The 23376-nt window shown below is 36.2% G+C and carries 23 protein-coding genes, 1 pseudogene and 1 riboswitch; of the genes and pseudogenes, 12 read left to right on the top strand and 12 right to left on the bottom strand.

The window, feature by feature from the left end:
• Positions 1–38 precede the first annotated feature (38 nt).
• The 4 genes from sigX (at position 39) to H131_RS08365 (ending at position 4761) form a co-directional block, all read left to right on the top strand.
• Positions 39–572, top strand: a complete 534-nt coding sequence (sigX, locus tag H131_RS08350) for an RNA polymerase sigma factor SigX (protein WP_010858662.1) — start codon at positions 39–41, stop codon at positions 570–572.
• The gene (locus H131_RS08355) at positions 569–1876 is read left to right on the top strand and encodes a hypothetical protein (protein WP_010858663.1); all 1308 of its coding nucleotides are present in this window, start codon (positions 569–571) and stop codon (positions 1874–1876) included. Before sigX ends, H131_RS08355 begins: the two co-directional genes overlap by 4 nt.
• A 207-nt stretch (positions 1877–2083) precedes the next feature.
• Positions 2084–2281, top strand: a riboswitch (FMN riboswitch).
• Between the two features lie 225 nt (positions 2282–2506).
• Positions 2507–3094, top strand: a complete 588-nt coding sequence (locus tag H131_RS08360; RefSeq protein ID WP_010858664.1) for an ECF transporter S component — start codon at positions 2507–2509, stop codon at positions 3092–3094.
• 320 nt (positions 3095–3414) lie between these two features.
• Positions 3415–4761, top strand: a complete 1347-nt coding sequence (locus H131_RS08365; protein ID WP_010858665.1) for a sodium-dependent transporter — start codon at positions 3415–3417, stop codon at positions 4759–4761.
• 62 nt (positions 4762–4823) lie between these two features.
• Here the strand turns inward: H131_RS08365 and H131_RS08370 are convergent, their stop codons facing one another.
• Genes H131_RS08370 through H131_RS08385 form a run of 4 tightly spaced genes read right to left on the bottom strand, consistent with a single transcriptional unit; the run spans position 4824 to position 8486 of the window.
• Entirely contained in the window at positions 4824–5210 is a 387-nt protein-coding gene (locus H131_RS08370; RefSeq protein WP_010858666.1) for an STAS domain-containing protein, read from the bottom strand.
• A 48-nt stretch (positions 5211–5258) separates the two neighbouring features.
• Positions 5259–6953 (bottom strand): methyl-accepting chemotaxis protein, encoded by a 1695-nt coding sequence (locus H131_RS08375; protein ID WP_010858667.1) that lies wholly within the window; start codon positions 6951–6953, stop codon positions 5259–5261.
• A gap of 21 nt (positions 6954–6974) precedes the next feature.
• Positions 6975–7400, bottom strand: coding sequence for an ATP-binding protein (locus H131_RS08380; protein ID WP_230491831.1), 426 nt, complete (start codon positions 7398–7400; stop codon positions 6975–6977).
• Complete coding sequence (locus H131_RS08385) at positions 7401–8486, bottom strand: SpoIIE family protein phosphatase (RefSeq protein WP_230491832.1); 1086 nt, start codon at positions 8484–8486, stop codon at positions 7401–7403. It abuts the gene before it with no gap.
• 555 nt (positions 8487–9041) lie between these two features.
• Between H131_RS08385 and glnA the strand changes: the two genes are divergently transcribed.
• On the top strand, positions 9042–10376 hold the full coding sequence (glnA, locus tag H131_RS08390) for a type I glutamate--ammonia ligase (protein WP_010858670.1): 1335 nt from the start codon (positions 9042–9044) through the stop codon (positions 10374–10376).
• Positions 10377–10589: 213 nt separating this feature from the next.
• Here glnA and H131_RS08395 read toward each other — a convergent pair whose 3' ends face one another.
• Together H131_RS08395 and H131_RS08400 are read right to left on the bottom strand one after the other, a co-directional pair.
• Positions 10590–11717, bottom strand: a complete 1128-nt coding sequence (locus H131_RS08395; RefSeq protein ID WP_010858671.1) for a DUF418 domain-containing protein — start codon at positions 11715–11717, stop codon at positions 10590–10592.
• Positions 11718–12267: 550 nt separating this feature from the next.
• Positions 12268–12834 (bottom strand): GNAT family N-acetyltransferase, encoded by a 567-nt coding sequence (locus H131_RS08400; protein WP_010858672.1) that lies wholly within the window; start codon positions 12832–12834, stop codon positions 12268–12270.
• Between the two features lie 616 nt (positions 12835–13450).
• Between H131_RS08400 and H131_RS08405 the strand changes: the two genes are divergently transcribed.
• Entirely contained in the window at positions 13451–14314 is an 864-nt protein-coding gene (locus tag H131_RS08405; protein ID WP_010858673.1) for an AraC family transcriptional regulator, read from the top strand.
• A gap of 102 nt (positions 14315–14416) precedes the next feature.
• Here H131_RS08405 and H131_RS08410 read toward each other — a convergent pair whose 3' ends face one another.
• The 3 genes from H131_RS08410 to H131_RS08415 form a co-directional block, all read right to left on the bottom strand.
• Positions 14417–14947 (bottom strand): GNAT family N-acetyltransferase, encoded by a 531-nt coding sequence (locus H131_RS08410; RefSeq protein ID WP_010858674.1) that lies wholly within the window; start codon positions 14945–14947, stop codon positions 14417–14419.
• A gap of 153 nt (positions 14948–15100) precedes the next feature.
• Positions 15101–15367: a Parvovirus coat protein VP1-like protein gene (locus tag H131_RS23530; protein ID WP_329600434.1), complete on the bottom strand. Its 267-nt coding sequence runs from the start codon at positions 15365–15367 to the stop codon at positions 15101–15103.
• 579 nt (positions 15368–15946) lie between these two features.
• Positions 15947–16483 (bottom strand): NAD(P)H-dependent oxidoreductase, encoded by a 537-nt coding sequence (locus H131_RS08415; protein WP_010858675.1) that lies wholly within the window; start codon positions 16481–16483, stop codon positions 15947–15949.
• A 159-nt stretch (positions 16484–16642) separates the two neighbouring features.
• On the opposite strand from H131_RS08415, the gene H131_RS08420 reads away from it, so the two are divergent.
• Entirely contained in the window at positions 16643–17002 is a 360-nt protein-coding gene (locus tag H131_RS08420) for a winged helix-turn-helix transcriptional regulator (RefSeq protein WP_010858676.1), read from the top strand.
• Between the two features lie 106 nt (positions 17003–17108).
• Here H131_RS08420 and H131_RS08425 read toward each other — a convergent pair whose 3' ends face one another.
• A complete protein-coding gene (locus H131_RS08425) occupies positions 17109–17990 on the bottom strand; it encodes a LysR family transcriptional regulator (RefSeq protein ID WP_010858677.1) in 882 nt (293 codons plus the stop codon).
• Positions 17991–18087: 97 nt separating this feature from the next.
• Between H131_RS08425 and H131_RS08430 the strand changes: the two are divergent.
• From H131_RS08430 to trhO, 5 genes and pseudogenes are all read left to right on the top strand, one after another.
• Positions 18088–18855, top strand: a pseudogene (locus H131_RS08430) (sulfite exporter TauE/SafE family protein).
• A gap of 177 nt (positions 18856–19032) precedes the next feature.
• Entirely contained in the window at positions 19033–20076 is a 1044-nt protein-coding gene (locus H131_RS08435; RefSeq protein ID WP_010858680.1) for a DUF418 domain-containing protein, read from the top strand.
• 529 nt (positions 20077–20605) lie between these two features.
• Positions 20606–21127 (top strand): YwhD family protein, encoded by a 522-nt coding sequence (locus tag H131_RS08440; RefSeq protein ID WP_010858681.1) that lies wholly within the window; start codon positions 20606–20608, stop codon positions 21125–21127.
• Complete coding sequence (locus H131_RS08445; RefSeq protein WP_010858682.1) at positions 21127–21363, top strand: indolepyruvate ferredoxin oxidoreductase subunit alpha; 237 nt, start codon at positions 21127–21129, stop codon at positions 21361–21363. The genes H131_RS08440 and H131_RS08445 overlap by 1 nt, the downstream gene beginning before the upstream one ends.
• Before the next feature lie 128 nt (positions 21364–21491).
• The gene (trhO, locus tag H131_RS08450; protein WP_010858683.1) at positions 21492–22442 is read left to right on the top strand and encodes an oxygen-dependent tRNA uridine(34) hydroxylase TrhO; all 951 of its coding nucleotides are present in this window, start codon (positions 21492–21494) and stop codon (positions 22440–22442) included.
• Between the two features lie 56 nt (positions 22443–22498).
• On the opposite strand, the gene H131_RS23535 is transcribed toward trhO, so the two are convergent.
• Positions 22499–22618, bottom strand: coding sequence for a 4Fe-4S binding protein (locus tag H131_RS23535; RefSeq protein ID WP_080647716.1), 120 nt, complete (start codon positions 22616–22618; stop codon positions 22499–22501).
• A gap of 172 nt (positions 22619–22790) precedes the next feature.
• On the bottom strand, positions 22791–23267 hold the full coding sequence (locus H131_RS08455; protein ID WP_010858684.1) for a YbaK/EbsC family protein: 477 nt from the start codon (positions 23265–23267) through the stop codon (positions 22791–22793).
• Positions 23268–23376: the final 109 nt, after the last annotated feature.

The following is a 23376-nucleotide window of genomic DNA, read 5'->3' on the forward strand; positions in this document are numbered from 1 at the left end:
TTAGACGACAAATACTATAAGAACGGGGGTGGAGTGCTTTGAATGACTCCGTGTTCCATCGACTATACGATGTATACCATCAAGACGTGTTCCAGTTCCTTATTTATTTAGTGAAAAACCGTACACTTGCTGAAGATTTAGCGCATGAGGTGTACGTTCGTGTGCTGCGCTCATATGACAATTTTGCAGGGAATAGTAGTGAGAAAACATGGCTATTTGCTATTGCAAAAAACGTCGCTATCGACCATTTTAGAAAGCAGGCAGTACGGCAAAAACATTCACTTGATTTTTTTGACTGGGAAACGGAACAGCTACATTCAACCACACCATCACCGGAAGAAATGCTACAGGCCAGTGATGAATTTTTGCAGGTAGAGTCAGCACTTGAAAACTGTACGGGCGATCAAAAAATGGTCATTATTATGCGCTTCTTTCAAGACTTATCCATTGCTGAAACAGCGCAAATATTAGATTGGACAGAAGCAAAGGTAAAAACGACCCAGCATCGTGCTATTAAGTTTTTAAGACAACAGTTACAACCGGTTAGTGAACAGGAGGCGAAACGGCAATGACTCATAAACAGTTTGACGATGACCAACTTGACAATGTATTGAACAATGCCCCTAAGCTTTCTGACCACCGTTCGAAAGACGAAGTGTTGAAACGTTTGCTGGCAGATGCACGCTTGCAGGATAATATCCATCTTCAAGAAGCCGTGCAAGAACCAATTGAGACTCAAATAACAACGCAAGGGCCAAATCAACAGCATGAACCTACACAAGCTGCGAGCAATGATTTGCCCATTAAAAAACGTAAAAATAGAAAAATGCCTATATTTATGAGTGTTGCGGCTGTTTTTGTCCTGACTTTAATAGCGGGGTCCGTGTTTGTTAACAATAATGAATCGACTAATAATCAGGCAACTCCTGATAGTGCAGCTTTTTCTACATTGCAAGCTGACCAAGCTACAAAAGATGTTGAAAGTAACGACAATGTAATGGATTCCAGTATCGTTGCCGAACATACTCGGATGATGTCGCTCCGTACATCCGTTTACGAAGAAGATTTAACAGATGCTGTCGTCTTCCGTATTGGTTTAGCTGGTGGAAAAGCAGCGGAGAGTGTGCCCATGACGTATATTATTCCGAATGAGCGCGTTGCCGCTGATTTTGGCAAGGAAAAGCCAACATCTTTACAAATGTATGAAAAATACGCACCACAAATTGATGAGGAAGCAAACGGCTTTAAAAACTACCATCCTTACAAGGGTGAGTTAAAAGAACAAGGTGATACGCTTGTGCATGTATTACCAGAAAAAAATGATTACGATGTCGCTTCTGCATCGGTAAGTAAATATTTAAGGTCTTTGAAGGATACATTCTCAGATTCTGATTATAAGGAAATTGCTTTTGAAAATGCAGATGGCACGGCATATGAGTTCTCGCAAGCTGGTGAATCGAGTGAGCCAATGACATTGACGCAAAAAGAGCATTATAATTATTATTTATATACGGAAACAAACGGAACGCAATATTTAGCGCCAGACTTCCGTAAAACGTATTCAACTGTAACAGAGGCACTCACGGGGATGCGTCAAAAAAACGATGATGTCTATGTGCCAGCAGTACCAGAAAATGTGACTTACACGGTGAAGGAAGAAGCGGATGGTGTCGTCGTAACTTTTGATGCGCCTCTTGATCTAACGACACTGGATGCACTTCGTGCGACGCAGTTAGTTGAGGCGATGATGCTAACTGCTGCGAGCTTCGATAAAAAATTGCGCTTAGATAATGTTGTACAGGATAGTTGGGAGGGATTTGATTTAACAAAGTACTTACCAATGCCTGTCGGAGCAAATAAACAGTATATGCAGTAATGACTGAACAGCTATCCAAGAATGGGTAGCTGTTTTTTATGCCAAAGGATAAAATATTGAAAACGGTGGGGTGGGAAAACACAAGATGTTAGCCTATCGACAACGCACTGCCTTAATACATACAAACTTAATCGGATTTTTTAAGCAGAAGTATTTACTTTTTGTTAATAATTCATTATAGTAAAGCTGTAAGATAAAATAATATTGATTCATCTTCGGGGCAGGGTGAAAATCCCGACCGGCGGTAATAGAATGGTAAATCGCTATTGTAGCATAAAACTACAGTAGCTCGAATGATTTACTCCAACATTCTTCAGCCCGCGACCTGTGCAAATCTTTTTTTGCATGGCTGACTTGGTGTGAATCCAAGGCCGACAGTTATAGTCTGGATGGGAGAAGATGGAGGTACGATCGTCATTCGATGTTGCGAATTTAGCTATATACGAGCGTTTTTTCAGTGTGGGATTCTGTACAAAGGGCGCAAACGAATAGCTAATAATGGCGTTTTTTAACCTTGCCTATTCTCCCTTATGCTAGTTATGCATAGGGGTTTTTTCGTGAACAGGAATTGATAGCATCGTTGCCTTTCTTCTTGCGAGATCGAATCAGCAAAGAGGAGAGAGCTTTACAATGAAGAAAAATGTAAAACTTCAATCGTTTATTACGATTGGTATGCTGAGTAGTATTTCGTTTTTACTAATGCTTTTTAATTTTCCAATTCCACCATTTCCAGCGTTTCTAGAAGTGGATTTCAGTGATATGCCTGCGCTTATTGCAGCGATCACAATGGGACCGGTAGCGGGTATTTTAGTAGAATTATTTAAAAATGTACTAGATTGGATTTTCTCGGGCACACCAACAGGAGTACCGGTTGGTCATCTTGCAAACTTTGCGACAGGCATTCTATTTATATTGCCAGTAACGTTTATCTTTAATCGTTTTAAAACAGTTACAGGTCTTGTCGGAGGTTTAGTTGCTGGAACAATTGTAATGGCAGTAGGGATGAGTCTTCTAAACTATGCCGTATTTTTACCAATGTATACTTACTTCTTAGGCATGGAGCCAGTCGTTGGAGATTCTCTATATACAATGATTGTAGCAGGAATTTTACCGTTTAACATTGTAAAAGGTATTTTATTAACCGCAATTATGGCATTACTATTTACAACAATGCGTAAATGGATTGAACGTCAACGTCAAATGTATTTACCAAAATAATAGATTCAACCTCGAGTATGTAGATGCTCGAGGTTTTTTTATAGGCTATGTGGGCGTGACGGATAGAAGGGAGAAGCGGCGGATAGAAAGTGAAAAGTGACGGATAAAAGGAGAGAAGTGACGGATAAAAGGGCTAAAGTGGCGGATAAAAAGTCCAAAGTGATGGATAGGGCGCTCAATGTAACAGATAAAATGCTCGAAAAGACGGAAAACAGTGCAAAACAATGGATAATTTGCTGACCGACTTTACATTGTCTAGTCGTAAATCTTAATTTCATGTACAATAAGTGTGAGTTTAGAATGTTGAGGAGTTTGAAGAGATGAGTCAAAAGAACGGACAGTGGTCCAGTAAGTTAGGGTTTATTTTAGCATCGGCAGGGGCGGCAATTGGGCTAGGTGCAATCTGGAAGTTGCCGTATGTCACAGGTCAAAGTGGCGGTGGTGCATTTTTCCTTATTTTTGTGCTATTTACATTGTTAATTGGTTTGCCGATGCTTTTATCGGAATATATATTAGGGCGTGGTACACAGTCAGAGGCTGTAACGGCGTATAAAAAAGTGGTACCAAAGAAGCGAGGCTGGGCATGGATTGGCCGTATGGGTGTGCTTGGTTGTTTTCTGCTATTAACTTTTTATAGTGTAGTAGGGGGCTGGATTTTTATTTATAGCGGCCTTGGTGTGTCGGGGGCAGTTATTGAACCTACACTTAATCCGAGTGAGCTATTTGGGAAGATTATTGGTACGCCTTGGATAACATTGCTCGGTTTAGGGTTGTTTACGCTGGTAAATGTACTGGTCATTTCACTCGGTGTGCAAAATGGAATTGAAAAAGCAAATAAGTGGATGATGCCATTATTATTTGTAATGTTTATTGTACTTGTCGTGCGTGCGTTAACGTTAGATGGGGCGATGGAGGGTGTTAAATTCTTCTTGTGGCCGGACTTTTCACATATTACAGGGAAGGCGCTCCTAGAGGCTTTAGGTCAATCATTCTTTGGCTTAGCCGTCGGATTTTCATGTCTTGTGACGTATAGCTCATATTTGAAAAAGGATGTGAGCCTACCCAATTCAGCGGGGTCTGTTGTTATACTGACTGTGCTCGTGTCATTTTTTGCCGGACTCGCGATTTTTCCTGTTGTTTTTGCCTTCGATTTAGAGCCAGCATCAGGACCAGGATTATTATTTATGGTGTTGCCAACAGCCTTTAGTCAAATGCCGTTCGGTGAAGTATTTTTAGCGATATTTTTATTGCTGTTTTTATTTGCTACGCTAACATCGTCCTTTAGTTTATATGAAATAATCGTTGCGGCATTGATTGAAAAATGGCATATGTCACGTACTTCATTGACGTTGTTACTCGGTGTGGTTGTATTTATAGCTGCAATTCCATCAGCTTTATCTTCGAGTCTTTTAGCAGATGTATCGATTTTTGGAAAAACAATTTTTGATGCGACAGACTTTTTAGTATCGAATTTAATGCTGCCATTAGGCAACTTATTAATTGCGATTTTTATTGCCTATGTGGTTGATAAGGAATTTGTGAAAAAAGAATTACTGATGGGCAGTCAAATGGGACAAGGGTATTTTATGACATACCGCTTGCTAATGCTCATTGTCGTTCCGATTGTCATTGTGGTTGTCATGTTAAACATGCTGTTGCAATATTAAATTAAAAATGCAGAGCGTACTCAATAAGTTGAATACGCCCTGCATTTTTGGTTTGAAAAAGATTAATACTCACTTAGCGATAATTCGCCAGACCAGCCTTCTTTAATGATCTGTTTGGCTTCATCCTCGCTTTGTGCAATCGGAAAGATTTTGTCACATTGAGAAATAGCAAATAAGTTACGAATAAAGTCATCAACGACAATGATGGCAATTCTTTTTTCTTTTATCGATACTTTCTTGGCGAAATTGACAATCATGCCAAAGCCTGTACTATCAACATTCGTTACTTTTTGCATATCGATAATGTATCCATGCATTGTTTCTAATTTTAGAGCCTGAAGATCTTTTTTAATATCCTCGATTAGCCCATATTCCAAATCACCAGTAAAGGTAATGACAATATAATTAGCCTTTGTGTTAATATCCATTGAAATTTTCTTTTGAGCCATACTATAGCGCCTCCATCTTTCTTTTCGTGTTTGGTTTTTTTCTTAAGACTAAAATTTGAATTTATTCACTTCATTCTGTAATTGATTGGCGATTGAAGCTAATTCGTCTGAACTTTGAGTGATTTCTGCAACAGTTGCGTATTGTTCTTCCGATGTTGCTGCAATTTCTTCAGTAGCAGCTGCTGAATCTTCAATAATTCGTGATATATCTTGAACAGCTTGCTGGACCCCTAGAGAATTGTCGTTTACTAGAACGAATGCCGCTTTCATTTGCTCAACGCCTTCTTCGGTTTTTACTACCTTTTCAACAATCTCTTTTAAGGCACTTCCCCCTTTATTAATGATCGTCACTTGCTCCTCTACGGCAAGTAAGTTACTTTCCATTGTACGAACAGTCACAGATGTTTCTGCTTGAATATCATTAATTAAGTTCGTTATCTGACCTGAAGCCAAACCAGACTGCTCTGCTAACTGGCGAACCTCTGATGCTACCACTGCAAAGCCTTTCCCTTGCTCGCCTGCTCGTGCTGCTTCAATAGCTGCATTGAGGGCAAGGAGATTTGTTTGCTCGGCAATGCCTGTGATAACTGTGATAATACCGCCAATTTCTTCTGAGCGCTTTCCGAGCTTTTGAATAGAGTCAGTAGCATAAGAGACTGTTTGTGTCACCGCGCTCAAATGTTTGATGGCATCATTGATAGCCTCGTCCCCTTTACGAGCAATATGTGTAGAATCTACTGCGTTATTTAAAGTTTCCTCGGCCTTTTGTAAACTATGAGCTACTTCATCAATCGTTTTTTGCATCATACTGACTATTCTCTCGGCTTGATCGGATTGTGTAGTGGTACCAACTGCTATTTCATTCATAGTTAAGGCAATTTGGCTAGCTGCCTCACTTGTTTGATGTGATGATTCTGCTAATGAGTGAGAAGAGCTTGCTATTTGGTTGGCGCTACCAGCTACAATTGTTATCATTTCGGTTAAGTGGTTTTTCATATCACTGAAGGATTGTGCTAAATCAGTAATTTCATCTTTTCCTTTAGGATTTAATAATTTAACGTTTAAATTTAAATTGGCAAGGTCTTTGGCATTTGCACTAAGTATATTGATAGGTGTAATAATCTGTCGTTGTAAAAACCAGCTAATACATACAATAATTAAAATAGCAATTCCTAATGAAATTACGACATTACTTAATGCTGATTTAGTAGCAATAGTTATATATGGTGCAGTCGGGACAGCTGTTGCCCATACACCAATAACATCCCCTTTGCTATCTAAAATAGGGTCATAGGCTGCTTGATGCAAGCTTCCTAAAACATTCGCTGAGCCAATAAAACGCTTTTTTTGCCCGAGTACAACGCTAGCTACCTCGTCGGAAACTTTTGTATTGAGAGCTCGTTCCCCAGATTCCACAATATTTGTACTAATTCGGGTATCGTTTTGAAAAATAGAGACGACGTTTCCGTTTGTTAGCTCACCAACTATATCAGCAACTTCAAAATTTTCAACCATGCTGACATCACCTTTGTATAATTGATTGTTGACAATTTTCCATTCTCCAGGTATTTTCGCATCTAAAAATTGATAGCTTAATTGAACATCTGATAAAAGTTTTGTATTGGCACTTTCTAATAGATTTTTTTTCGAGCCATAATAATTAATTCCGGCTAGAAGTGAAGTGAGAAGTAAAATGCAAGTGAATGTGAGCAAGGTCATTTTTTTTCGGATTGTCAATTTCATTAGAATTCCTCCTATTTTACATTACGCATGAATTTTCTTTGAAATACCAACTAAAAATTTTGTTTCTGTTACATTTTCAAACCAAATAGCATCGACCATATTTTTTACAAAAAATAAACCTCGTCCCCGATCTGAAGAGGTGAGATCGTGTAAATCAAATTGAAAGACCTTTTCCCAATCATTCTCAGCGATTCCTTTTGCTTCATCCATGACTGTTACCTTGATATCTTCGTCCGTTTGGGTAACGTGTACTTGAATTTTTTCTTGGGCATATGCGTCGTTCATATTCATGGCTTCGACAGCATTAATCACTAATTCATGCACAACAAATCGTAATTCTTTTTGATAAGGAAGATTATAGACATTCATATAATTTTCCATTACTTGATCAACAAATTGGATAGCCTGCATATTAGGTTTTACATTGAGCGTGAATTCCAACTTCAATCACCTACCTTGTAATGTTATCGTTACTGAAACGACTGTTATATCATCGCTATAGTCATTTTCAAATAAATCGTATTTTTGTGAAAATTTTAGTAGGGCATAGGCATTGTCTTGAGATGCATAGGAATGAAAAAAATCAAAATCTACTAATTGCTCTTCGTTGAGTGTAAGTAAACCATCCGTATAAAGAATAATACGATGCCAACCAGATAAAGGGATCGTTTTTTTGTTGACTTGAATAGTCGGAAAAAGACCTAAGATTGGCGTACTAGCTGGCAGGAACACAGTCTCTCCGTACTTGCCAAATAAAAAACCAGATGGGTGAGCCGCGTTGACATAATGAAGAGTGCCGTTTTTTGTATCAATTAGCATGTAAATAGCCGTCATTAAAAAACGGTCCATATCCTCATCTGAAAATAATTCATATATTTGATGGTTGAGTTCGTGAATAACTGCAACAGGATCGATTAATCTAGGTATGATTCCTCTTAGTAACGATTTAATGGACATAGTGACGAGTGAGGCAGCGATTCCATGTCCCATCGCATCATAGAGGAGTACAGCTGTTAAATCGTCGTTGATGTTAAACCAATAATACATGTCACCACCTAATGTATTAGAAGTAACGTATAGTCCATCTATTTGAATTTGTTTGAGATTTAGCGATGGCGACAGTGCATTCTTTTGGAATTTTTTCGCGATAAATAAATCCTTCTGTATACTACTTTCCTGCTGCTTGCGAAGTTTAGCTTCTCCTCGATATTTTAAGGCAACATGAATTCTTGTCTTGAAATGGGTGAAATCAAATGGCTTCAAAATGAAATCGAATATGCCTGCCTCGAAGACCCTGTCGATGGTAATTGCTTTTTCATATGTAGTGGAGAGAAGAATGGGGGCATCAATCCAACGCTGTAATTCTTCAATTTGCTGACAAATTTCCTCGCAATTTTTAAGTGTTAATTTAGTATCCAAGATGATTAAATCGAGTTCTTCTTTCAATTCGTCTAATAAATAATTTGCTGCCGCTTCTGTTGTTGTAAAGCAATGAATATTTTTGATGTCTAAACGATGAAAATACTTTTGCATTCGCAATACATCATTACTTACGTTTCCGATAATTAATACTGACATGCTTCTTTGCTGTCACCGCCTTATGTATCGTTAGTACTAGCTGCACATGAAAAATATACGGCTTTTTTTGTTAGTAATCCTATAAATGAACGAGCAATTTCGAAATTCTAATTCGCTATAAATTTACCAATAAATAAGATATTATACAAGACTATTGTGATATAAAATATGGAATTTTTAGTGTTAGTTTTAGTAGAAGGGAACTGCATATTCTGCTACTTATTTCTTATATATAGTGACTTTATAAGTTCTTATAATAATCTACTTGCGGATTGTGATTTAAAATAAGGGAAAATTACCAATATTTGAGTAGGAGGTAAGAGTCCTGGCAAGTATGTTTTAATTTTAAAATATCAATAATCTATATATCGAAAATAAAGATGATACTATTCGAAAAAATCTATGTAATAAAACATGACATAGGTATTGCTTTTTAATCAACGGTTAGTGTATTTTATAATTAAGTTATAAATATGATGTAAGGAAAAATGACAATCGGAGTGGTGAAGAATGAAACATTATACAAAAGAAGATATTGTCCGCCTGGTGAAAGAAGAGAATGTGAAATTTATTCGCCTACAATTTACTGATATATTGGGAACAATTAAAAACGTTGAAATACCCGTTAGTCAATTAGAGAAGGCGTTGGACAATAAGGTCATGTTCGATGGCTCCTCAATCGAGGGTTTTGTGCGTATCGAGGAATCAGATATGTATTTACGACCAGATTTAGATACTTTCGTAATTTTTCCTTGGACAGCTGAAAAAGGGAAGGTGGCGCGCTTCATTTGTGACATTGCAAGACCGGATGGAACGCCATTTGAGGGGGACCCGCGCTCCAACCTTAAGCGTGTGCTAAAGGAGATGGAGGAATTAGGTTTTACCTCGTTTAATCTAGGGCCGGAGCCAGAGTTTTTCTTATTTAAGCTCGACGAAAAAGGGCATCCAACACTTGAGTTAAATGATAGTGGAGGTTACTTCGATTTAGCACCGACCGATTTAGGCGAGAATTGCCGCCGTGATATTGTCCTAGAATTAGAGGGGATGGGCTTTGAAATTGAAGCATCCCACCATGAGGTTGCACCTGGACAGCACGAAATTGATTTTAAATACGCAAATGCCATCGAAGCTTGTGACAACATTCAAACTTTTAAACTTGTTGTGAAAACGGTGGCAGCTCAGCATGGTCTACACGCAACTTTCATGCCAAAACCATTATTCGGCGTCAACGGTTCAGGTATGCACTTTAACCTCTCACTTTTTGAGGGGGATAAAAATGCTTTCTTCGATGCAAATGCAAACTTGCAATTAAGCCAAACAGCTCGCAGCTTTATGGCAGGAATTATGAAGCATGTGCATGGCTTCACAGCAGTGACCAATCCATTAGTAAATTCCTATAAGCGTTTAGTGCCTGGCTATGAGGCACCTTGCTATGTGGCATGGTCGGCTCAAAACCGCTCACCACTTATTCGAATACCCGCAGCACGTGGCCTCTCAACACGTATTGAGCTACGTTCCGTCGATCCAGCAGCAAACCCGTACTTAGCGATGGCTGTAATTTTAGCCTCTGGACTCGATGGGATTCGGAAAGGCTTAACACCACCGGACGCAGTGGACCGTAATATTTACAAGATGACTCGTGTGGATCGCGAAATGAATGGCATAGATAGCTTGCCGTCCTCACTGGAATATGCACTAATTGAGCTAGAGATGGATCATATCGTACATGAAGCATTGGGAGACCATATTTTTGAGAAGTTTACAGCAGCAAAAGAAATTGAATGGAATAAATACCGCACACGCGTCCACGACTGGGAACGTGATGAATATATGAAGATGTATTAGGGAGGAAGGAGTGTTGGGGATGCAGGGCTCCGGCACTTCTTTATTATTTGCCCATATGACTTAATTTTCTTGTCCACAAATTGTCCACAAGAATTATTTTTATTTTCAGTTTGATAAGAACAATATTAATAACTTGATAAATGAACAAATTGAAAGAGCATGTTGCGAAAAAAATTGCCCAAACATGTGCTCTCTTACTGTTTCATTATTCATTTAAACGGACTCCTTTTGTTTAATCCGCCCATCTAGGGACCAATTCGTCCATATTCTAAGTACATTTTCAAATGGTCCACGGTTAAATCTTTTTAGATAATAAACGCTAAACACGCATTGTAAGCTATAGAGTGTTATGCCGAATAAAATGCCCGAAAATACACCTATTTTTCCATATAGACCAAGTCCGTATCCGTAAAATACAAATGTACAAATAATGGTTTGCAATAAATAATTCGTCATCGATAGTTTCCCAACGCTTTCAAAGCCATGTAAAAGGAATGGTAATAATCGAGTACTGATTAGTAGGGCTGCTAAGCAGATGTAGCCAATTGACAATAATAGAGAGCCACCAATTAGTAACATGCCAGAAAAAATGCTGTCTATAAAACTGACACTTTTACAGATAAGACCGAGTGGAACAAACAATGCTCCAAGCGCATACCATCTTCGTTCTATTTCCATATTTTCGAAGGCGCGTTTTTTCGCAAGCCCCATGCCGAGTAAAAATAGAGAAATAAACATTAACGGTGCTAATATTTGGATTATACCTACATCAACAGGATCATCGAATCCAGGAGGCATGTCATTTAAACGATAATAATAAACGTCCAAGTAACTCCCATCTGCGTAAACAGCATTGGACTCTTCAATATAAGTATCCATTTTTAGCTGCTCTTTCTTCGATAGCTCCACCACAGGAATGAAAAGTAAATTTATAGTGGAAAACACAAAAAATATCCCGCTCCAAATAAATAATGTCTTTGCTTTACGGTTAATAAAAGGAATTAAGAAAAAGATTATAATGCCATAATACGATAAAATATCACCTTCCCAAAAATACCTTGAGTGGAGCCAACCGATTGCAATTAGCCCGATTGCACGACGTACAATTGACCATCGACTCCTATTTTTCTTCTTACGGATAGACTCTATTAATTTTATAAGAGAATAGCCAAATAAAATGGAGAAAATGGGCATAGAAGAGCCTTCAATGAAGACTTTTACAAAGTACAGGGCCCCTGAATCAAGTGTTGATAAATTTTTTAGCTCATCCTTACCGTACATCCCAAACTGAAAAATAAGTAAATTTGCAAGCAAAATCCCAAGTAAACTAAATCCTCGCATACCATCAATAAAAGAAAACTCTCTTTGTCATCATTTGCTTTTATCTCCTCTGTTGGTAAAATTAAACGTACTATAACTTGTAAATCTTACAGAAAAATAACGAATATCTTATAATAATTAAAAGTGAGTGACGAGAGGCAGAATGCAATATTAGTATTGGAAGATGAACGTGCAATTGCAGATGATTATTTTACGAAATTATTTAATCCGTAAGAACTAGTTGTGCTTAAATTCTTTTATTTTATTAAAAATGATCCTGAAAAAAATAAATAAGATTTTGTTTTCCTACATGGCGTTGCAGTGTACTAATGAACGGACAAGATTTTCAAACAGGTGAATAATAAACCTTTACGGAAAATACCGGAGGCAACGACAGATAGGGAAAAACCCTGTTTTGTTGGAGTCTCTTTTTCTATTTCGTTTAAAAGGGGTGAGGCATTTGCAAACGTAACTGGTACATAATGGGATAGGTAAGAACGAACAAGGGTAAGTATCAAAAAGACGACAGCCAACTAGAACTAAACCTATCGAAATGACTACTATTCAACCTTTACCCGTGCTTTGAAAGGAATGTCTCGGCATCAATCGTGTAGTTTAGTAATCCTTCGAAATCATGCAACGTTGGATCGAGATTGTTATATGTAAATTCATAGCTCATCCCAAGCTTCTCAATGATACAGATAGATGCCAAGTTTTCTGAATGAACGACAGCAATTATTCGGGGTAAAGCGATGACTTTAAAAGCATAGTCCATTAAAGCATACGTTGCTTCAGAAGTAATACCTCGCCCTCGATATGCCTCCGAAATACCATAATAAATTTCGACTTCTGTTTGCTTGACATCATCTGGGCCAAGTCCGCAAAAGCCAATTACGGTTTGGCTTTCTTTTTCAACAATGGCTAGATTAAGTTTATGAATGTGAGTTGGCGTGTTTTTTTGATTACAATTAATGGACCATTGAATTATTCGTTGTACTTCTTCTCGACTAGGGATATCCTCGGGAATGAATTGATAAAAGTTTGGCTCAGAAACGACGGCATATAATGCGTCTACATCTGTTAAGGCATATGGACGAATCACGAGCCTTTCAGTTTCGATATGTAAGTTTAAGAACATTTTAAATCTCCTTTTGTTAGTACCTGACATTGAATTTTCACTAATAATATTCAATGTGGTAATTGTTGTAAAATATAGGTTATCACAGGATATTAAACAAAACTAGCATTTTTAGAAAATTTTTGATTAGTTAATATTTATCAAATACCATTGCTTGTTTCATTATTTAAATACTGATAATAAAAATTCTCTATCTTTAGGGAATGAAAACGTTAACTCGGCTAGTTCTTCTTTTGATTTTCAAGCCACGAACATTCACTACATCAGTTTCTTTTTGTAAATCCTCTCTTTTAATGGTAGCTTCTTCTCCTGTTTCTTCAAATATCTCATGAATTCAGTAATCCTTAAAATTCACATGATCTTCTTTACCACCAGATGGTACGACTCATTTCTTTTCTTCTTCAGCAGTACCTTGCAATATCTTTAATAATTTATCCCGCATTAACGGTCAGTAAGACGGCCAAGTGGAAAGATGAGAACGTTTTAACTTAAATACCTTTATTTTTATCAAGATCAACAGTAGAAACTTCTTTCAATTTTACCAGTCCAAAGTTAGCATAAAATGACAGGATAATAAAATCCAGATACTTTAATCTATAAACAAGGAGTGAGGGCATTGAGTTGGATAGAGTCGATTCAAAAAGCAATTAATTATATGGAAGAAAATTTATTGAATGATTTAACAATGGAGCAAATCGCACAAGAGGTAAATTCTTCAGTCTTTCATTTTCAACGGATATTTTCTATTTTAACGGATATGTCGATTGCAGATTATATTAGACGTAGAAGATTAACTTTAGCTGCACAAGAGTTACTGAATACAGAACACAAAATTATCGATCTCGCCTACAAATATGGCTATGACTCTCCTGAGGCTTTTACAAAAGCGTTTCGCAAGCAACATAACGTAACACCTAGCGAAGCAAGAAAACAGCAAGGACCATTACAATCATACAACCGCCTGATAATTCAGGTGAGCTTGAAGGGAGCAGAACCAATGAAGTACAAAATTGTAGAAAAAGAAAAGTTTCAAGTTGTTGGGGTGAAAAGAACGTATAATTGCCAAAATGGGGAGAATACGCAAGGTATTCCGCTGTTCTGGGACGAAATGAACAACAAAGGTATGGACGATGCATTATTTAAATTGAACAATGGGGAAATAAAAGGGGTGCTCGGTGTTTGTGTACCAGATAAGAACTATAAGGAAAACAGCTTAATGGATTATTGGATTGCGACTGATCATACGGGGGATGTACCAGAAGATCTGTTAACAATGGAAGTACCAGCATCAAAATGGGTAGTTTTTGAAGTACATGGCCCAATGCCAACTGCTATGCAAAATACATGGAAGCAAATTTACTCTGAATGGTTCCCATCTAATCCTTATGAGCCTACAGGTTCGGCAGAGCTCGAAGTGTATACCGATGAAGATCCATCTAGTCCAGATTTATATTCAGAAATTTGGATTCCGATTAAATAAAAAAAGTATTTAAACAAGCTAAGGCTCATCAAAAAGTGAAATGACTTTTGATGAGCCTGTTATTATATATTAAACGTACCGCAACTATCTAAAATGACTGAATCAATCACTTCTTAATAAGGAATAGCTATTGATGTCCTGAAAAATCTCGTCAGACTTTTCGTACTGTCGGAGAGTGCCTTCAAATGTGAAACGGAGCTTTTCTAAAACTTTTATAGAATTCACATTTCCTGGCTCTACTTTCGCTTCAATTCTATTTAATGCTAAAGTCGTGAAAGCATAATTAATCAATGCCATAATTCCCTCAGGCGCATAACCTTTCCCCCAATAGGCTTTAGCAATATCATAGCCAATTTCTGCTCTAGCGTTTGCAAAGTCAATGGAATTAAATCCACAAGAACCAATGATTTCATTCGAAGCGGTTTCAATAATAGTGAAGCGAATTGCTTTATGATCCAATGCTAATTCATTTAGTAATTCAATCATCTCTTTTGCTTGTTGCTCATGTGTAAAATTAGAAATATTCATGAATTTCGTAACGTCTGGGTCAGACCAAATTTTAAATAAAGCCTGTGCGTCCGATGCTTCCATTTTTCTTAATAGTAATCTTTTAGTACTTAGTTGTTCTATCAATACTTTTACCTCCAAATTTTTTATTGAGTTGGATGAAAAATATTGCTATCCGCGCATAATTCAGTCCCTTCCAGTTCGTCTGTATTTATTATACAAAAAATAAAGCTTTAAACAATATAAACATTTCCTTAAACAGGATTCACCCTAAATAAATTAAAAGAACTTATTGCGTAATGCAAAAATATTGTAGAACAACCGAGCGTCTCGGCCCATTTGGTGATGAGGGTTGATTTTTGGTAATAAACATTTTTGAAATAATTCATCACAATACTTTGTTCTACCATGTCGTGAATAACATTCATCATGTAACTTACAGCATGCATCAACTGGATTAGTTGGTTCGCCAGGCCCGGAACATCCAGGTCCGCAGTATCTATAGCCAGGATAACAAAAACCTAGTTTGCTACGTCTGTTCATCATTTTTTCCCTCTTTTCTAAAATGTTCTCGATACTATAAAATATGTAGTTACGGCTTTTGAAAAGGGATTAAAAACTAGTAAAAGCTTAAAAAACTGCAGCATGTGACAAAACTACATGTAAAAATTTGTCTATGCCCTTTGGTAGTGACAAAATCCCTATTTAGCAAAAGGTTTTCTGCTAAAGAAAGCGAACAGAATGAAAACAATCTGATATTTGGAATGAATTTGTAAGTCCAATTAAAAAGCGCCTAAGTCCAGTACAATACCGAACTCAGGCCCAATAAGTTGCCAAGGAAATATCCGTTGCCCAATTTTGACTGAACTTTATTTTTCTTGGCTTAGAGTAATGACAATTTATTTACTAGCTAGTTTTGAACAAATTTTTAGCTTCAATCGTGTAGTTTAGTAAGCTATCGAAATCAGGAATCGTTGGATAAGATTGTTATATGTAAATTCATACATCATCCTGAGTTGTTCTTAAATGAGTAGATGCTAGATTTTGTGAATGATTATCCGAAATAAACCAATGTAGTTGTGACAGTTATTGATGACATTCATCTAAGATAAATGGCCTTGTTTTTTACACTTTTGCTTGATTAAAAATATGACGAACATAATCTGGCGCACTTTGTTCAACTTCTTGATCAGACAATTCATTCTCTGCTCCATAAACAGCAAAAGTGGGAAGAAAAGTCGCTCCAGTATATAGTGCTGTGGCTTTAAATGGTACTGTTATTTCTTCTAATGTAAATTTATATTTTCCTTCTTCGTGGAAATCACGCTTTCTTATTCCTGCTGATATAGCTAAGCCGATTTTTCTTTCAACCAGAGCTTTTCCTGTAGAACCATAAGCCCAACCATAGGATAGTACATCGTCAAGCCATTTCTTTAACAAAGGAGGCGTGCTAAACCATTGTAAAGGGAACTGAAAAATTATGGAGTCATGTTCTTCAACTAACTCTTGTTCTCTTGCAACATTTATATTCCCGTCTGGATATTCTTTGTAAATATCATGAACTGTAATTTCCTTATTGTATTTACTTAATTCTTCCACCCACTTTTTATTGATTCGTGAATTTAATAAATTTGGATGGCTAACAATGACAAGTGTTTTCATGAATAAAACACTCCTTTCAAATTTAAAAAGCATGCGGAATGCTTCGAATAATTATGATGGTATACTATACTTTTACGGTTGTTTAGTACCCACTTTAAAGTAACCTAGTTACTATTAAGTAACAATTTATGAAAGCCTTAGATTTGGAGGATTAAAAAAATGAAAAAATACAATTTTTCGATAGAAGCAACGCTGGACATAATTGGTGGTAAATGGAAAATTGTGATTCTGTGTATTCTAATGATGGATCAAAGAAAAAGAACGAGTGAATTAAAAAGAATGATTCCAAAAATCACACAAAAAATGCTCATTCAACAGCTACGGGAACTAGAAAAAGATCATATTATACATAGAAAAGTTTACAATCAAAGCCCTCCAAAAGTTGAATATTCATTAACAGAATATGGTGAAAGTCTAACCCACGTTATTGATCTAATGTGTGATTGGGGTGCAGTTAATATCAAAAAAAGAATAGAAGAGGGGGAAGAAATACATTTATCATTAGAGGAAAATGATTGAATCATGTATTAACTTCATTTGAAATTAAACAACTTTAAAGAGCCTAACTACAATAACATGTAGCAAGGCTCTTATATTTTTATATCAAAATTAAATAAACGTATTATCACTTCACATCTAAGTTTTCTTTTAGATATTGTATAAAAGGGTGTTCAATTGTTTCATTTTTTCTCGTACAAATAAATAAGCTTTGTTTAATATTTATTCCATCAACATAAATCCGAGCCAACTTTTGATTTTCAATGCTACTTGTCACACTAATAGAAGGGGCAAGCATTATGCCATAACCAGCTTCTACAACCTTGATCGATTCATGTAAGCCTTGCATTTGTAAGCCCATTTTAGGTACAGGACAATCATATGTGTAAAATATAGCTTCAAGTAAATCTAAGGTGGCACTACCTTGTTCTCGATAAATTATTTCTTCTTTTGATAAGGTATTCAGCGGTACAGTTTGGTTCGCCAGTTTATGCAATGGATGCACGACAAAATAAAACTCTATTTCTAAGATTTTTTCAAAGTTTAAATTTTCGTGTCCTAGATTGCTTTGAACCAAAAATCCAAAATCAGCTTGATAATTTAGTATTTTTTCTTCTACATACTTCACATTTCCTAATGAAACAAAAAAATTTACGTTAGGTTTCATCAATTTATATTCTGCAATATACGGAGGCAAAACATAATTAATCGGAATATAGGATGAGGCAATTTGTATTTTTTCTTCTTTTGTTATAAATACTTTTATCTTCTCAGCCATCTGTTCTTCTAAATAAAATAAGCGTTGGCCTTGTTCGTAAATATATTGACCTTCTGTTGTAAGTTGTATACCACGCCCTTTATTTTTGATTAATTTTAGATTTAATTCTTTTTCTAAATTACGTATTTGAATTGTGACAGCAGGTTGACTTAAGAGTAGTTCATTTGCAGCTGCCGTAATACTACCTAGTCTAGCTACATTAGTAAAAATTCGTAAAGCATGTAAGTTCATTAAACACCTCTTTTATAAAAAAAATTTATGAATTAGCTAAAAATATTAAATTGTTTTATATGCATTATATCAGTATTTTTAAGGTAGAGGTGATTTTATGGGCGTTTTATTAAGTGAATGGATTTCATTAAATGGATTGCAACTATTTACTATTGGGGTAATTGCCGCAATCATAGGTGTTATGTTTGGTGCAGCTGGATTTATTTTATTACCTGCCATGTTGTTAGTTGGAGTTCCTATTCACACTACTGTTGCAGTCAATAAATTCGCAACAGGTGTATCTGCTTTATCAAATGTTATAACATTTATATTAAAAAGAAATATATCAATTCAAACTGTTATGCCACTTATTATAATTTCCAGTTTTGGAGGCGTAATGGGCGCATTTTTGGCTACTCGCTTATCAGAGCAATTAATGAATGTTGTCGCTTGTGTCATCCTTATTTTTACCTTTTTCATTGTACTTAAAAGCAATAAATTTCTAGCAGCTAATGAAAAAGAATCAGAAGTACAGCAGACATCCTTAACTATTCCATTTCTCATTAGTATGTATGATGGGGGTTTTGGACCAGGATCAGCTTTGATGAATATAACGTATTATTTGAAAAAGCACTATCTCTATATAAAAGCAGTTGAGTTTACATGAATTATTTCATTTTCAAGTTGTTCAGGAGCATTTGTCTTTTACTACTTTCTAGGCATTATGAATTGGGAAATTGCTATACCTGTAACTGTTGGTTCAATCCTTGGATCGTTTATTGGATTAAAAATTTTACCTTATATAAAAGGTAAATGGATTCAAACACTTTTACCTATTATCTTTTTCTTATTAATTGTACAAGTAGTTTCAGATTTGTTATTCTAATAATTTTTTATAGAATGTAGTGTAAACCTTTACCTACTTACTCTCCTAAAAATCAAAATACATGCAAATAATTCAAATCCTTAAGGTTTATGTAAGCTTTAAATTAAACAGCTGTAAGGGTGGAAAGTTAAGATAATCCTAGAGAAATTAAGTATTTAAGATAAGGAGTTTTAAACAATGAATCCATCCGTTACACAAAAAGAAAGAATCGTTTCCTTGGATATTATTAGAGGATTAGCGTTATTTGGCATATTGTTTATAAATATTGCTGCGTATCAAGTAATAATAGAAGGGGGACCAATGCCTGATTATAGTGGATTTAATGGTATTATTGATAGATTAATCGATATCTTCGTCGAGAAAAAATTCTTTTCCATTTTTTCATTTTTATTTGGAGTGGGATTTTATATTTTCGCTTCTCGTGCGGAAAACCGTGGTGATAAACCGCGATTACGTTTTGCAAGACGTTTATTCGCTCTATTACTTATTGGTATCGTTCACGTTTTTGTTTTTTGGGGGTCAATTCTTGCAATATATGCAGTGATAGGCTTTTTCCTTATACCATTTTATGGCGCAAAAGTTTCAACGATAAGTAAATGGTTGTTTAGCATTATTACTGTCCATGTTATCGCTATACTCATGCAGATTTTTATGCCGAACACAGGCGTATTATTGAATGTTAGTGGTCTATTTGGAAATGATACAGTTGCCATTTTTATTATGTTTTTATCAGGTTTTTTAGTAGCAAAAGCAGGTTGGGTTAGCCACGTAAGTGAATTTTCAAAACAAATAAAATGGATACAACGCGTTACATGCCCATTATTCATTGGTTTCTCCATATGGATTTGGTTTGCAGCACAAGGGAATGACCAAAATCTTCATTTAATTTTAGGGTTAGGGCTAATACCAACAACTTATTTTTATTTAACTAGTTTATTTTTATTGTTAGAAAATAAGAAAATGGCAAAGCTTCTTCAGCCTATCGGTCGTGTTGGCCAAATGGCATTTACAAATTATTGGGCTCAGAGTTTTATCGGTGTAGCAATCATATCATTGATGGGACTTGAAGTTGTTTCACCTAATAACATCGTAATCATTGCAATATTAACTTTCTTAATTCAAATTATCTATAGTGTCATTTGGTTTAAGTTCTTTAAAATGGGTCCATTAGAGAAGGTATGGAGATTTATGACGTATGGTAAAACAATAACGACAAAATAAGTATTCCAAATCCCTAACAGTTTGTGTAATCAGGCTGTTAGGGATTTTAAATTTTATGACATCCGTTTACCCGAGTGTTGCACCGCCTTAATCCCATGAAAGCGTAGTCGCACCATAATTACATAATAGTTCAGACCTAAGTCGGATGACAGGGAATGACTATAAAATGTATATTTTATTTATACTTTTTAGTTAAAAAAGTATAAGGAGCAATCCTAGACAACCATTACGTATAGCTTAATAACTACTACTAATACGTTTAATTACATTAATTTGTAAATGCTATACGTAATGTGTTGGGTGTATATGCGAAAAAGTAATCCATCATATTCTGTATGCAGCATCTTGTACAGCGTGAGTACGATGCTGTTTTTTGATGAGATTTTAGCAATGAACAAGCTATGTCCTTTTGTCAGACTATTGACTGATTTTAGCTGAAGGCTATTGATGTATTTAAAATTCATGAAATCCTGTATTTATTGATTTTCAAGATATGTTTCCTCAACTTCAACCGTGGAGGTGATTTTACATGAAGGAAAAATTACATTTTACTATTTTAAGCAATGATTCAAGTGATGGAGACGGTGGTTACGGAGTAGGCACCCTTGATTTGAATAATGTGACGCCGCTTATTATAGATTGTGAAAACGAATGCGTGTATATTGACTTAGAAGCCTTACATGGGCGCAGTATTATCGAAAAAAAAGTTCGTTTTTCCCCTGATTTAACCCATGCTAGCGACGATTATCATCGATATTGGATTGTTTGGGTCGCTATTCAAATTGCTGAAAATGGCCCTTATTATGCGGGATGTACTGCCAGTGAAGTGCGCGTGTCAAAAGAAGAACGTCGCATTAAACTGGGCTACAAATCGTTGCCAGAGCAAGTGAATTATTTAGATAAGGCACTTAAAGGTAAATTTATTTTGAATCATCTCGATGCAAAGTCGAAAAGATTACTTTATCAGTTTTTAGCTAGCTTTAACGAGCAGTACTGGCAACAATCACCTGAGGAAATAAAACAACAACTTTCTATATTGGGGGATTTATAATGGCTTTTGTTATTACAGAATTATGTAAAGATGAAAAAGCAGCCATCTGTTTAGATGCCTGTCCCGTAAATTGCATTGATTTAACAGATACACAATATGTCATTAACCCTGATTTATGTATTGACTGTGGTGCTTGTGAAGTGGTTTGTCCGGTAGAGGCAATTTTTCACGAGGACGATTTACCCGCTGAGTACCATTCAGCAACCTTACTAGCACTTAATCATTATCGAAACTAAAATGCGATCTGGTTATTGTTGCGATTAACTATTTATGCTAGTTTCTATAGTATTTTTAACATACTGAGTTATTGATGATAGTAGCTATCAGGTATATCCTGCAAATATAAATGATAGGTGGAAAATAAATGAACTATCGAGTTTTATTGTATTACCATTATACAAGTATTCAATCACCAGAGGACTTCGCTGAGGAGCATTTGCAATTATGTGAAAATATGAACTTAAAAGGTCGTATTTTAGTTGCTTCGGAGGGCATCAACGGTACAGTTTCTGGAACAATTGAAGAAACAAATGCTTATATAGAATGGATGGAAAATAAACCATTATTTAAAGGCATTGTTTTTAAAATTGATGAAGTAGATGGTCATGCCTTCAAAAAAATGCATGTGCGTCCAAAACCTGAGCTAGTGAATTTAAATTTAGAGAATGATATTGACCCGCTCGAAATGACAGGTCGTTATGTTGCACCCGCTGATTTTTATGAGCAAATGCAACAAGATGACACAATTGTTATTGATGCTCGAAACACATATGAATTTGATGTTGGTCATTTTGAAGGTGCGATTCGCCCAGAGATTGAAACGTTTCGTGAATTACCCACATGGATTAAAGACAATAAGGAATTATTAGAAGGGAAACGTATTTTAACGTACTGTACAGGTGGTGTACGTTGCGAAAAATTTTCTGGTTGGCTAATTAGTGAAGGTTATGAAGATGTAGGTCAACTACATGGCGGCATTGTAACGTATGGTAAAGATCCAGTTGCAAAAGGCCAGCTTTGGAATGGGCAATGTTACGTATTTGATGAACGCCTAGTTGTTCCGATAAATCAAGTAAGCCCAACTATTGTTGGTAAGGACCATTTTGACGGCACATCTTGTGAACGTTACATTAATTGTGCTAATCCTGAATGTAATAAACAGATTTTGAGTTCACAAGAGAATGAAGCAAAACATTTAGGTGGCTGTACAATAGAATGCACAAAGCATTTACGCAATCGCTATATAAAAATTCACGGCATTTCAAATGAAGTGGCTGCTGAACGAATTGCTATATTGGAGAAATCAATGCGTTAACCTAAACGGAAAAAAGCGTAGTTTTTATAAGAGCAGTTATACAATTGCTGTTCTTACTAACGAAAGTGATTTTCTGTTAATAATTTAGCCTGTTTATCTTCATCTTCATGATAAATTGCCTCTACCGGGCAAACTACTACGCACGCACCACATTCAAAGCATAATTGTTCTATTATACTGAGACCCCTTCAAATTCTAGAAAAAAGGTTCTGTAGCAGATCGTAGCCAGTTAGACGCCGCCGCACAGCGTTGCGAAGCAGGAAGTTAACTGTTTCCTCAGCGGAAAGCGAGTGGCCTTTTTCCTAATGTACAGAAAACAACAAGTCGCTATAGGCTTGTTGTTCTTTTTCATTCATCGTTCCAATCTTTACAGACGTCGATCCATTCCTTATAGGGTGTATATTGTTCTAATTCGTTAATTGTCAGCTCGATAGCGGAGTTACTGCTACCACAAGCAGGAAATACTGTGGTAAAACGTTTGAGCGATTCATCTAAATAAACTGCGATGCCTGCTTTTATGCCGAATGGACAAACGCCGCCAATATCATGTCCTATGCGTTCATTGACCTCTTCTTTTGCCAGCATCTTCGCTTTTGTTCCAAAGAGTGCCTTGTATTTCGTGTTGTCGATTTTAGCATCGCCTGCGGCAACGATAAGAATTGCTCCGTCGTTGACAACAAACGATAACGTTTTTGCAATTCGCTCAGGCTCGCATCCGAGTGCTTGTGCTGCCATTTCAACAGTTGCTGAGCTTTCGCTAAGCTCTTGTATTTTATGTTGTAAATCCCATTGAGCGAAATGTTCACGTACTTTTTCAATTGCCATATGTACATACCTCCTTACAGTACTATATACATTTTAACATAATCTTCAGAAAATGGGGTTGCTTTTCTATGTGAAATCAACTATCGTAAAGATAAAGAGTGTAAATTTA

This window comes from Lysinibacillus sphaericus OT4b.31 (genome assembly GCF_000392615.1).
In the GTDB taxonomy this organism is placed as follows: domain Bacteria; phylum Bacillota; class Bacilli; order Bacillales_A; family Planococcaceae; genus Lysinibacillus; species Lysinibacillus sphaericus_B.